General features: G+C 57.5%; 11 protein-coding genes. 6 read left to right on the top strand and 5 right to left on the bottom strand.

Annotated features, from left to right (window positions below):
- Positions 1–156: 156 nt before the first annotated feature.
- Together OHL22_RS02080 and OHL22_RS02075 are read right to left on the bottom strand one after the other, a co-directional pair.
- The gene (locus OHL22_RS02080) at positions 157–1,629 is read right to left on the bottom strand and encodes a glycerate kinase type-2 family protein (RefSeq protein ID WP_263332681.1); all 1,473 of its coding nucleotides are present in this window, start codon (positions 1,627–1,629) and stop codon (positions 157–159) included.
- Positions 1,616–2,425 (bottom strand): alpha/beta hydrolase, encoded by an 810-nt coding sequence (locus OHL22_RS02075; protein WP_263332679.1) that lies wholly within the window; start codon positions 2,423–2,425, stop codon positions 1,616–1,618. The genes OHL22_RS02080 and OHL22_RS02075 overlap by 14 nt, the downstream gene beginning before the upstream one ends.
- A 119-nt stretch (positions 2,426–2,544) precedes the next feature.
- On the opposite strand from OHL22_RS02075, the gene OHL22_RS02070 reads away from it, so the two are divergent.
- The 4 genes from OHL22_RS02070 (at position 2,545) to OHL22_RS02055 (ending at position 7,652) form a co-directional block, all read left to right on the top strand.
- Entirely contained in the window at positions 2,545–3,639 is a 1,095-nt protein-coding gene (locus OHL22_RS02070; protein WP_317890879.1) for a M20/M25/M40 family metallo-hydrolase, read from the top strand.
- A gap of 55 nt (positions 3,640–3,694) precedes the next feature.
- Entirely contained in the window at positions 3,695–4,642 is a 948-nt protein-coding gene (locus OHL22_RS02065; protein ID WP_263332676.1) for an alpha/beta hydrolase, read from the top strand.
- 155 nt (positions 4,643–4,797) lie between these two features.
- Positions 4,798–5,397, top strand: coding sequence for a porin family protein (locus OHL22_RS02060; protein WP_263332674.1), 600 nt, complete (start codon positions 4,798–4,800; stop codon positions 5,395–5,397).
- Positions 5,398–5,495: 98 nt separating this feature from the next.
- A complete protein-coding gene (locus OHL22_RS02055) occupies positions 5,496–7,652 on the top strand; it encodes a thioredoxin domain-containing protein (protein WP_263332672.1) in 2,157 nt (718 codons plus the stop codon).
- A 30-nt stretch (positions 7,653–7,682) separates the two neighbouring features.
- Here OHL22_RS02055 and OHL22_RS02050 read toward each other — a convergent pair whose 3' ends face one another.
- Positions 7,683–8,699, bottom strand: a complete 1,017-nt coding sequence (locus OHL22_RS02050; RefSeq protein ID WP_263332670.1) for a mechanosensitive ion channel family protein — start codon at positions 8,697–8,699, stop codon at positions 7,683–7,685.
- Positions 8,700–8,969: 270 nt separating this feature from the next.
- Between OHL22_RS02050 and OHL22_RS02045 the strand changes: the two genes are divergently transcribed.
- Positions 8,970–9,533 (top strand): hypothetical protein, encoded by a 564-nt coding sequence (locus OHL22_RS02045; RefSeq protein WP_263332668.1) that lies wholly within the window; start codon positions 8,970–8,972, stop codon positions 9,531–9,533.
- A gap of 32 nt (positions 9,534–9,565) precedes the next feature.
- Complete coding sequence (locus OHL22_RS02040; RefSeq protein ID WP_263332666.1) at positions 9,566–9,970, top strand: hypothetical protein; 405 nt, start codon at positions 9,566–9,568, stop codon at positions 9,968–9,970.
- Positions 9,971–9,988: 18 nt separating this feature from the next.
- On the opposite strand, the gene OHL22_RS02035 is transcribed toward OHL22_RS02040, so the two are convergent.
- Together OHL22_RS02035 and OHL22_RS02030 are read right to left on the bottom strand one after the other, a co-directional pair.
- Positions 9,989–10,915, bottom strand: a complete 927-nt coding sequence (locus OHL22_RS02035; RefSeq protein WP_263332665.1) for a dihydroorotate dehydrogenase — start codon at positions 10,913–10,915, stop codon at positions 9,989–9,991.
- 8 nt (positions 10,916–10,923) lie between these two features.
- Positions 10,924–12,624, bottom strand: a complete 1,701-nt coding sequence (locus OHL22_RS02030) for an alkaline phosphatase family protein (RefSeq protein ID WP_263332663.1) — start codon at positions 12,622–12,624, stop codon at positions 10,924–10,926.
- Between the last annotated feature and the right edge of the window lie 11 nt (positions 12,625–12,635).

Genomic DNA, 12,635 nt, shown 5'->3' with positions numbered 1-12,635 from the left:
GGCGACGGTTTGTCGGGTTCAAGGCTCCTCCCGGAGTCGAAAGCCCGGCAAAATGGAACTCTAAATTCGAGACCCCAGATCTCGAGAGTTCCGTGAGCACTACAGAGCAGAGAGCATTGCGGTGGCCGGGTGGCCACCGCGTTTTTTTGCGCAGAATTACGCCTCTGGGGGTTCGGAGATGAGCAGCCGCAGGTCGCGCAGATTGTGTCCGGTCGGTCCGGTTACGACTGTGTCGCCGAGGGCCGTAAAGAGCGGGCAGGCGTTGAATTCCGCCAACGCCTGTTCGGGATTGAAGCCGAAGGCCAGAGCGCGGCTCACCGTGGTCCGGTCGGCAATGGCGCCGGCGGAGCGGGTGTTGCCGTCAATGCCGTCGGAGCCGGCGCTGAAGACGACCAGATTCTCACCTGTATAGCTGGCTAGTTCAAGAGCGCACTCCAATGCGAACTGCTGATTGCGGCCGCCAGCCCCGGGCGTGCGATTCAGCGTGACGGTCACTTCGCCGCCCGAGATAAGGCAACAGCGTGGATGCTGCCTGCGAAGGGAATGAAAGCGATTAAGCAGATAATTGGCGGCGGCGGCGTAATCCCAGTCATCGCAGGAATTATCAATGATGGCCAGGTACCCCTGTTTTTCTGCAATGGCTTGTGCCTGCTCGACGAAATCCTGGCTGGAAAGCAGAACGTCGAAGATGGAGTTGCGGAATGCGTCTTCTTCGGTAGGCTGGCTGTCGGCAAGTGATCTGCGCAGACCGGCGGGAAGGCTTTCCGCCCACGGGATGTCCTTCCATGGAATGCGGGAAAGCAGAGGTCCTGTCCGGCTTTTGTTGCCGGGGGATTCGGGCAGATCGGCACGGCTGAAGAAATCGCGTACAGATGCCGGGAACTTGGCCATGAGATCGTATTTGGCGATTACCGCGAGGGCTTCATCGATGGTGGTGTGATCCGGAACCGTGGGGCCGGAGGCGACAATATCGATGCTGCGCAGAGGCACGTCGGGCAGTATGATGCTCAGCTTTGTAGCCTCGGCGGCGGCAAGTGCCAGCCTTCCACCTTTTACAGCAGAAAAGTGCTTGCGGATGGTGTTGATCTCAGTGATCGGCGCGCCGCTGGCAAGCAGGGCCTGGTGAAAGAGCATGGTGTCTTCGAGAGAAATATCCGCATCGAGCGGAAGATCGAAGAGCGCGGAAGCTCCTCCGGATATGAGGAAGATGACGAGGGTGTCTTTGCGCGCCTTGCGCAGCATGGTCAGCGCAGCGCGTGCTGCAGCAAAGGAGTCTTCGTTGGGCAGTGGGTGTCCGCCCTCAAAATAGCGGATGCGCCAGTTGCGCTTTGCCGGAAGTTGGCCGGAGCAGCAGATGCCGCGTACTCCGCGACGGCGGCTCATACGAGCAAAGAGAGTGTCGAGCATGGCAGGGGCTGCCTTGCCGACGGCGATAACGAAGATGCGCTGAAAGCTATCGAGGTCGATTTCCGATGGCCCGTCGCCAGCGATGCGGCGGCGAAGCAGGGAGCCCTCGATCTGGATGCGATGATCGAAGGCTGATTCGATGCGGCAGGCATCGAGCGCCTGGGTAAAGATGCTGGTAGCGGCTGCGTGTAATGATTCTAAAGCGAGATCACTTGCGGTCATGGTGGTTGCTTTCAAAGGCAACCGCAGACGTTGCGCTGTCTGCGGGCTTGCCGGAAATATGCGATTGCCGGTCAGGGAAAAGGGCAGGGAACGAGGTCAGAATCCAGCTGCGAAGCGCTTCCTGCATAGCTGGCAGAGCTCTGAAGAAGAAATGATCAGCCCCCGGTATAAGAACGAAAGTTTTGGGTTCTGCGGCTGAGGCGATAATCATGCGAAGTTGATCCGGAGTGGCGAACTGATCGCGGTCGCCGCTCAGAAACAGCTTCGGCATGGCGCACTCGGCGAGCATCGGATAACGATAGTGGCGGCCTTGTGCTTCTGACGGAAGACCGAGCGCGGCAAAACCATGGATGCTGGCGTTGCCGCAACAGGCGGCAAGCCCCATGGCTGCTCCGAAGGAAAAGCCAGCGGCGATGATGGGCTTGTCGTAGTGCAGGGTGAGCCAGTCGAGCGCAGTCTGAACGTCCTGGAACTCAGAGCTGCCGTCATGTTCGCCTTCGCTCAGGCCGGCGCCGCGGAAGTTGAAGCGCAGGACGGGCCATCCAAAGCCATGGAAGACTTTTGCGGCATGATAGACAACTTTGTTGTGCATGGTGCCGCCGCCGAGCGGGTGCGGATGGCAGACCAGCGAAACGAACTTTGCGTCGGGATGACCTTCGTTGAGCAGCGCCTCAAGGCGGCCGGCGGGGCCATGAAGTTCAACCGAGCGGATAGATGGTGCATTCGTTCCGGGGTGAGGCTGATCGGGAGCGCCGAAAGCGGACTGTTGCTCGGGTCTGTTCGAAACTGCGGGCATGCCTCTCGATATTTTAAGCCTGAAAAGGCTTTCTCTCGTTCTCCACAGGCCAGACGCAATCCGGTAATTGCAGGATTCCGGCCGGAGCAGATGGGAGGAGTTCGAGGAGTGGGGAAGGATTGGGATATTCTGGCTTCACGATGCCGACGACCGACCCCGTTGCCCCCATGGAGACCGTGAGCTTGAACGAAACCGCCATCGACGTTGTAGAACTGACCCGTTCGCTGGTTGAAATCGAATCGACGACTTATCACGAAGACGCAGTTGGAGAATTCCTGGGGACTTATCTCGAAAGACGGGGATGGCAGGTTGAAAAGATGGCGGTTCCACAGCCTGAGGAGAGCGGTCATGATGGGCCGCGATGGAATGTCTATGCGGCGGTATCGGATGAAGCTCCGGCTCTAGTCTTTTCTACACACATGGACACGGTGCCGCCCTATATCCCGTTTCGTGAGGATGGAGAGTTCATCTACGGACGTGGAGTGTGCGATGCCAAGGGAATCATCGCGGCGCAGATTGCAGCGGCAGAGCGGCTGCGCGTCGAAGGGTTCAAGGTCGGGTTGCTGTTTGTTTCCGGAGAGGAGCGCGATTCGGCAGGGGCGCAGGTGGCAAATACGCAGCCCAAAGGCAGCCGCTATCTGATCAACGGTGAGCCTACCGACAACAGACTGGCGCTTGCGTCCAAAGGCGCTCTGCGAGTGGTGTTCACGGCGCGGGGAACGATGGCGCACTCGGCATATCCAGAACTGGGAGATAGCGCAGTACACAAGCTTGTCGAGGTGCTCTCAAGAGTTTTGGCTCTGGAACTGCCGGTGCTGGAAGACATAGGTCCGAGCACGCTGAATGTGGGATTGATTCAGGGAGGGCGCGCGCCAAATGTGATTGCCGATCAGGCGCAGGCGCAGGCGCTGGTGCGACTGGTGTGCGACTCGACGGAAACGCGGGAAGCGATTTTGCGCTGTGCGGAAGGGCTGGCCGAAGTGGATTTCACGCTGGAGATTCCATTTGTACGGCTCAAGTCGCTGGAGGGATTTCCGACTATGGTTGCGAAGTTCACGACCGACATACCCAAGCTGAGTAACTGGGGTGAGCCGTTGTTGCTGGGGCCGGGGTCGATTCACGTAGCGCATACACCGCATGAACGGCTGGCGAAGAAAGAATTGCTGGAAGCGGTTGAGCTTTATGTCCAAATCGCCAAGAAACTGCTCAGTTAAGTTGACGGCGCAATAGCGCGGAACACGGCGTGTTCGGGACTCGTAGCAGTTCATCATGAAGCGAACTGTTCTATGGAGCCAGCGTATAGCCCGAATTTTGGCCTGCTCCGCACTTGCTTATCTCGTGCTTGCTGCAGTATTCGGTGTGATTTTGGCAGAGGGTGTTCTGCATGTTGCGAGGAACCATGTGCCTCCCAGGGCCAAGTTCGCAGCGTTAGTATCGCCCTGGAGCAGGAGCGGTCTCGAGGATGTTTCGATAAAAGCCGAAGACGGAGCGATACTACGCGGCTGGCCTGTTAGGCCAGATAGGTGGAAACAAAAGGCGGTCATTTTGCTGCACGGTGTTGGGGATAACCGAGCCGGTATGGTGTCCTTTGCTCCGATCTTTCTGAAGAACGGGTACGAAGTTCTAATTCCGGATGCTCGTGGTCATGGTGAAAGCGGCGGATCGCTGGCCACCTATGGCTGGTTTGAGAAAGAAGATGTTCGAGTGTGGGTAGCCGCGCTAAAGAGAGGGGATGTCTGGAATAACGCTCCTCAGTGCGTTTTTCTCATGGGAGAATCAATGGGCGCAGCGATTGCAGTTCAGGCTGCTTCTGTTCCCGGCGTGTGCGGTGTTGTAGCGGAGGCTCCGTTTTCAAGTTTCCGCGAGATTGCATATGAGCGTATCGCCCAAGTCGGGCATGTGCCGCTGTCCTGGAGCCGCCTCGTAGCGTGGCCTGTGGTCGACGCTGCATTTGCGTATGCACGGCTGCGGTACGGAATTGATTTTGATCGTGTCAGCCCTCAACTCGCTTTAGAATCAACGCATGCCCCTGTTTTGCTTATTGCGGGCCTTCGGGATAGCAACATTCCTGCACGTCATTCGAAGCGAATCATGGCTTCGGCTATAGGAAGGAACGAACTGTGGTTGGTTCCCGGTGCGGGACATACTGATGCTTCACGCATTGAACCAGTTGAATTTGAACGACGAGTGCTTTCTTGGTTCAAAGGATGCGGATGAGTTTCCAGTATTTGCTCCTGCTTATGTTTCAACAGCGTCCATCAAATAGTGCAACGGCTCTGAAGATGTCGTTTAAGGACAACTTTTGCTTTATGCGCGGGTTAAAATCCGAGAATTCATAGGGTTCGTCCCGATTTCCCCCTGGAGGATGTTCTATGCGGTTGAAATTTTTTTGCGTGGCTGCTGCTGTATCGCTTTTTTCCGGATTAGGATGCCATGTTGGAATGGCGCAGGTAGCGCCTGCGGCGAGGGTAAGCGGCATTCCATTGACCGTCAGTATTGGTATTTCAGACTACGATCTGGACTATGGTCCGGGCCGGCGTATGCAGGGCGTTGACGGCCGGATAGGCTATGAGATTTTCCGGGGAATCGGGATTGATGGCAATGCCCGGACGATCTTCATGAACACTCCTTACCCGTTGACTCGCATGCAGCAGACAACATATCTGGGCGGTATATTTTACGAACCACAAACACGTTGGCGTTTTCGTCCGTTTGTCCGCATGGGCGGCGGCATTGGCGTAATCGAATTTCCTTCAAGAAATCCTTTTTATACTCGTGATTCTTATAGTGTTTATGCTCCAAGTGGAGGTGTCGAGATTCCAGTAATGGCTCGCCTCGCAATTCGTGGTGAATACGAATATCAGTTCTGGAAGCAATATCAAGGACCGAACGATCTGACCCCGCAGGGTTTCACGATTGGCGTTACCTATGCCATCGGCGGTCGGCATCTGCGTGTTCACGGGAATCATTAAGCTTGCAAATGGGCCCGGAGCCGTGTTCGTTTCCGGGCCATTGCAACCGATGAGCATGAAAGCGGCTGCCGGGACGGGAGCGGTTGTATGCTCGAATCATGGCGATTCACGAGTCCCCCCTTTCCGGCGTCAATCGGCTTGACCAATCCCGATCAGCCTATCTGAAATCGGCGCGACATCAGCCTGTGATGTGGCGCCCATGGGGCGAAGAGGCCTTTGCCCAGGCTCGCGCTGAAGATAAGCCGATCCTGCTGGATATCGGCGCCGTGTGGTGCCACTGGTGCCATGTGATGGACCGGGAGTCGTATGAGAATCCCGAGATCGCGGCGATTATCAATGAGCATTTTGTTGCAGTGAAGGTGGACCGCGACGAGCGGCCGGATGTCGACGCGCGCTACCAGGCGGCTGTTTCGGCTATCAGCGGGCAGGGTGGCTGGCCTCTTACCGCGTTTTTAACTCCGGATGGACAGCCGTATTTTGGTGGCACGTATTTTCCGCCGGATGACCGCTACGGCAGGCCGGGGCTGGGGCGCGTGCTCTTGACAATGGCGCAGGTATGGCGCGAACGCCGGGAAGAGGCGCTTGATTCGGCTGCAAGTGTCATGGGCGCTATCGAGCAGAATGAGAATTTCTCGGGCCGTGGTGGAACGCTGACCCAGGCGCTGGTGGACAAGATTGCCGACTCTGTTCTGAAGCAGTTTGATCCGCGGTTTGGCGGCTTCGGCTCGCAGCCGAAGTTTCCGCACCCCGCGGCAATCGATCTCCTGATTGAGATTGCGACACGTCCTGAACAGGATGCGAAGCGCTCCGAACAGGCACGGAATGCCGCACAGGTAACGCTGACGAAGATGAGCCAGGGCGGAGTTTACGACCAGCTCGCCGGCGGTTTTCACCGCTACTCGGTGGACGAGCGATGGGTAGTGCCGCATTTCGAGAAGATGCTCTATGACAACACGGAGCTGCTGCGCAACTATGTGCATGCGTACCAGAGCTTCGTAAAGCCGGAATATGCGCATGTGGCTTCGGAGATCATCCGGTGGCTGGATGGCACGATGACGGATCGCGAGCGCGGCGGGTTCTATGCCTCTCAGGATGCCGATATCGATCTCGATGACGATGGCGATTACTTTACCTGGACCAAAGCAGAAGCGCAGGCGGTGTTGACGCCGGACGAGTGGGCCGTTGCCGGGAAATACTGGGACATCGGCGAGCTTGGCGACATGCACCATAACCCGCAGAAAAACGTGCTGCATGTGCGGCACACCGTCGCGGATGTGGCGCAGGACGCAGGCATCATGCTTGAAGAAGCAGTGGCCCGGTTATCCGCGGCTCGAACCAAGCTGATGCAGGCTCGTCAGGCGAGGCCGATACCCTACATCGATCGCACACTTTATACGGGTTGGAATGCGATGGCTGTGACGGCATATTTGGAGGCGGCCAGAGCATTGCGGCTGGATCACGCAAAGGAATTTGCGCTCAAGACGCTGGACCGTTTACTGGTGCAGGCATGGGATGGCGGCAGCGATGTTGCGCATGTGATCGCCTACGCGGAGGAAGATGGGCCAGTTGGGCCGGAACGGGTGCCTGGCGTGCTGGATGATTACGCCTTTCTGACTCATGCGGCGACCGATGCCTGGCTGGCGACCGGCAAGATCGCTTATTACCGCGCGGCGATGCAGCTGGCGCAGACTATGATTGCTCGCTTCTACGACAAGACTGCAGGAGCATTTGTGGATACACCGCTGGATGAGGCAGACGACAAGCGTCTGGGTGCTTTGACTGCGAAGCGGAAGCCGCTGCAGGACACGCCTACTCCGGCAGGGAACCCCACGGCGGCCAGCGCTCTGTTGCGGCTCGAGGCGCTGTCTGGGCGGTCGGAGTTTCGTGAGATTGCCGAAGACACGCTCGAATCCTTTGCCGGAATCGTCGAACATTTCGGCCTCTACGCCGGCAGTTATGCACTGGCTTTGCAGCGGCTGCTGCATGATCCGGTGCAAGTGGTCATAGTGGGCCGCGGGGAAGAAGCGAATCGTATGCAAGCAGCCGCGATGGCGCGTTTCGCCGTCAACAAAACGGTGATCCGATTGTCTCCGCGACAGTTAGACGCGCACGAGTTGCCCGAAGCGCTGGCCGGGACGGTTGGTTTGGTGCCCGTGCCGGAGGACGTACATACATGGGCTCTCTTATGTACCGGAAGGACTTGCACACCGCCAGTTCTCAGTTCCGATAAACTGGCGGCGGCACTTCAACAATAACCACACAAATTATTCTTTAAGCAGTAGTTATTACGACTCGGCCGTGAACGGATCGATGGCCTTAGCCGGGATGGCTGTGGGATCGATCGGCGGATGCGCCGAAGCCTCTTCCGGCGTGCGATGGCCCATCGTGAGTTGCGCCTGCGCTGCTTTGTCGCCGGTGAATATGCGATTCGGATCGCCTGGCAGCATACCGTTTTGTTCCAGGGCGTCGCGAACGCGGCGGCGGAACTCACGGATTGGCCCATACTGCTTGGTGGCCTGGGTTTTGAAAACAACGGGATAAACGACCTGCGAACCGACGATCGAATCAACGCCAAGAATCTGCGGGTCGGCCACGAAGACCGGTGCGAAAGCCGGATCTTTGCGGACATCCATCGCGATAGAGGTCAGCAGCGAGATGACCTTTTCAGGCGTAGCGGAGAAGTCGAGATTGACATTGACGGTGGCAACAGAGAAGTCGCGGCTGAGGTTGGCGACTGTAGTGATCTGTGAATTGGGAATGACATAGAGAGTACCGTCTCCATCACGTACTTCCGTACGACGCAGGCTCATGACTTCGACGGTGCCGGTCATGCCGGTGAGGCGGACGACATCGCCAATATTGAACTGATCTTCAAGAATGATGAGCATGCCGTTGATTACGTCCTTGACGATGGTCTGCGCGGCGAGGCCGACAGCAACGCCGATGATGCTGGCGCCGGCAAGCAGAGGCCCCAGATTGGCCCCGAGCGCGGAGAAGATCTGCAGCGCGGCAATTGCCCATAGGACGGTGTTGAGGGTTGTGCGGAGGATACTGGCAAAGGTTTTGACCTGAAAGTGACGGCCGGGCCGGTCGCTTTTGCGGTCGGCGATGCGGATCATCCTCTGTGTAGCTACAGAGATAAGCCGCGTCAGAATGAAGGCAACAAGAAGAATAAAGATGATACGTGGTAGCTTGGTATGGACGAATTCCTGCGCGTCGCCGATCCATTCATCGAGGATCTTACCGAGGAAACGGCCTTCGGCGAAGATTCCGGTGCGCAAAAGGAAAGCAAAGAAATACATTCTCATTCCTCCATTGTGCCGCCTGACGGACACGAGACTGTGACTGGCTCTCAAGCACGGAGCGCCATCCAGTTTGGATGCGCGTGAAGTGCATCGATTGTATTTGCGGGGAAGTTCCTGAAAATCCAGGTCTGAAATTTGGGTTTGAGAAGCCAGGCGATTGGCGTTCGGATTGACATAGGCCTAACCTGAACCACATATCAGGTTTCAGTGGAGAAGATACTGCGCTGCGCTGCGAATTAAATCAGATGAAAACTGGCGGAAAGAATCATGCGCGGGGGCCAATTTCTCTCTATACTTGTGGGCATGAAATTTGTTTCGGGCGTCTTTGGTGTCTTTCGACAACGGGGCGTGAAGTACCAGCATAGGGGCCCTGAAACGCAGTCTACGCCTCTAAACGGCTATATTCTTGGGCTGATCGTATTGCTTGCGGTAGGAGTTTTCGCTGCAGCCTACGCGCAGACGGGTACGAACAGCAGCGGGAATCTGGTGCACGACTACAGCGGCATTCCACCGATGAATCCCGGGGCCAATCCCACTCCCGACGCCAACCGTTTTATGGAAGACGCCATGAAGGCGCAGAATAGCCGGAAGCAACTGGAAGAGCTGAATACACTGCGCCACAAGGAAATGACCGTAGACACCAATCAACTGGTTGTTCTGGCTATTCAGCTCAAGGCTGAGACGGATGCAACCAGCAGAGAGAAGCTTTCGATGGTTGATTTGCGCAAGATCGAGCGTATCGAGAAGCTTGCGAAGGGTGTAAAAGACAAAATGCGTGGGACAGCCGGCGAAGCGGAGCCACCGATACCGGACCTGCGGCAACGATACTGAGTCAATTCTGGTGCATGACAATGACAACCGAGATGCAAATTTCGCGAAGCCGGTCATTCGGGCTGGCGCGTATGGCTCGGAAGACCGTTCCTCCGTTATTGCTCGCGATGTGTTTTACCGGAATCTGCGTGGCGCAGGAAAAAGATTCGAAGGGGACGCAGTCGCCGAAACCGCAGCAAGTACCCCAGCCCGCGCAGACGGCATCAAGTACCACTCCCCCGCAGCCAGGGCAGCCACCGGCAAACCCTCAGACTTCGGAGCAAAAGCAACTTGCGGACGATACGGCAAGACTGCTGCAATTGGCGAACGAGCTCAAGACAGAAATGGACAAAAGCACAAAGGACACCCTCTCTCTCAGCGTTGTGAAGAAGGCTGACGAGATCGAGAAACTTGCCCGTAAGGTCCGTGCTGAGATGAAAGCCGCGCTCGGCGACTGAGAATGCCTGGGGTTTGCCTCAGCTCTTCTCTTTAAGCCAGGGAATTGACAGGCTGCCGGTCAGGCTTGCCACACGCTCGACATTGTGACTGCGGCACCAGGTTTCCAGGCCTTTAACCAGGCGCTCGACAGCACGCGGATCGGCGTAACTTGCAGTGCCGACCTGGACGGCTGTTGCACCGGCCATAAGAAATTCCACTGCGTCTTCCGTAGTCACGATTCCGCCCATGCCGAGGATTGGAATAGAGACGGCCTTGGCTGTTTCATACACCATCCGCAGAGCGATAGGCTTGATCGCCGGTCCTGACAGCCCGCCGGTGATATTGCGTAATGCGGGCTGGCGAGTTTCCACGTCGATAGCCATGGCCAGGAATGTGTTGGTGAGCGAGATGGCGTCTGCTCCCGCCAGCGCGGCTATGCGAGCCATCTGTCCGATCGATGTGACATTGGGCGACAGCTTGACGATGAGAGGACGCTTCGCCGCGGCCTTCGCACGCGCAACCAGGTATTCGAGAGCGCCTGGATCGGCGCCAAAGGTCATGCCGCCCTCGTGAACATTGGGGCAGGAGACGTTCAGTTCGTAGGCGATGATGCCTTCCGCATCGTTCAGCTGTTCGATGACCGCCACGTAGTCGGTCACCTGATAGCCGAAGACGTTTACGATACATCTGGCTTTCGGATAGCGCTTCAGCTCCGGCAGCTTCTTGCTGAGGAAGTCGGCGACACCGATATTCTGCAGGCCGATTGCGTTGAGCATGCCCGCAGAGGTGTGCACCATCCGGGGCGGTTCGTTGCCGGCCATGGGCTCGCGCGAGAGCCCTTTGGAGACAAACGCGCCGATTCGTTCAAGATCGACGATGTCTTCGAACTCAATGCCATAGCCGAAGGTGCCGCTGGCGGCGATGATTGGGTTTGCCAGCTCGATGCCCGCAAACCGCACTGTCATATCTGGCTTCAACGCTTGTCGATTCCTGCTTTGTGCGTGGGATCTGCAGAAGCTTCCCTGGAAGCTGATTTTACCGTTTCTGCTCCCTGAATTGCTTGCGTCAGTACATGACCTACGGAGGCGGAGGGCTGATTGACGCCTAGCAGTGAGGCGAAGGTGGCGGCGATATCGACCGGCTCGACGCGGCCCCGGTACGTGCCGGGCTTGAACGCCGAGCCGTAAAAAGCCAGAGGAACATGGCGATCATAGGACCATGGGCTGAAGTGCGTGGTGCCCGTGCTGTGCTGGTCCTGCATCTGGTAGCCGGCGAGCATCAGCATCACATACCAGTTGCCGTGGTCGCTGTAGCTGTGGGCAAGCTCGCGGCCCATCTCGGTGTCGGGCAGAGTTTCGCTGGAGGCTAGCTGAAGCCGTGTGTAGGTTCCGACTACTTCAGGAACCGGAGCAACGCGTCCATTGACGGCCTTTTGCTGCATCGTCGGGACTATCTTACGGAGGGCTTCGCTGAGAGCCTCTTCCGCCGTCTTTTCACTGATTCTGGCCGATTCAAAAACGCGGCGATCAAGCGTTATGTAGGGCAGGTCAGGGATGGGCAGGATATATTGCAGATTCTTGTCTGGCGAGAAGCGCCGGTTCAGTTCGGCGTTGGCCTTTTCGTTGAGCTGGGCCAGATCGACGATGGCTGCATTCATGCCAAGGCTGGATGCGAACGCCGGCACCGGAGCGACGCCGTGATCCGCGGAAAGAGCGATCCAGACATTGCGCAGGCCGACGGTCTTGTCGAGCCATGAGAAGAATCGATCGAGGTCGCGGTCGAGGCCAAGAACCATCTTCTCTTCCTGCTCGGAATCAGGACCGTATCGGTGGCCGACCAGATCATGCGCCGAAAGAGAAACAGTGAGTAGATCGGTTGTCTTGCCCTGACCGAGCTTTTCACCGGTGATGAGAGCCTGCGCGAAGTCTAGCTCGTAGTGATTGGCTGCGGGGGTAAGTTCCAGATGCGAAGAGAAGGGAACTGGCGCGTCGATCCCAGCTTCCTCCGCGGCTTTGGTTAGTTCGTCACTGGAATTGAAAGCTGTTGCCCACGCGGGCAGATGCTCCATGTAGTAGGTCGAGGTAGTGAAGTGGCCGCTGCCGTCGTCAAGCCAGAAAGCTCCGTTGGCGGCATGGCCCGGCGGCAGGATCGCGGCGCGATCTTTCAGTGATACGCCCCAGACCTGTGAACGGCCTTCCGTCGCAAGGCGCAATTCATCGCCGAGAGTCGAGGCGAGCAGATTGCGCGGGGACGCGCCGGGAGAGTCACTGGTTCCAGTCGGCAGGTCTACCAGCTTATAGCGTTCATCTTCGACTGAAGAGACGGGACGGTCGTAGGTGCGGGCATCCCACCATTCGTTGGAGTTAATGCCGTGCCCATCGGTGTATGCGCCGGTGCCGATGGTGGCGTGTCCGGGAGCGGTCTTGGTATTGGCGTAGTTGTAATAGCAGTCGGGGAACCATGCGCCATCATTGAGGAAAAGCCGAAAACCGCGCCCCTTGAACTCCGAGCGATATCGTTCCAGCATGTCGCCGCGAAACTGGTCGATGACGAGGATCACGACAAGCTTCGGATGAGCGTCGTATGCCTCTGCGCGGGCTGTGGGAGCGATTGAGTGAAACGCGAGCGAGGCAAGCAGAGGTGCAGTAACAAGCAGGGAAGAGATGCGGCGCATCCCTTCATGGT

The sequence above is a fragment of the Acidicapsa dinghuensis genome (assembly GCF_025685685.1).
Lineage (GTDB): Bacteria > Acidobacteriota > Terriglobia > Terriglobales > Acidobacteriaceae > Acidicapsa > Acidicapsa dinghuensis.
Note: the sequence above shows the minus strand (reverse complement) of the source record. Positions and strands in the feature narration are given on the sequence as shown.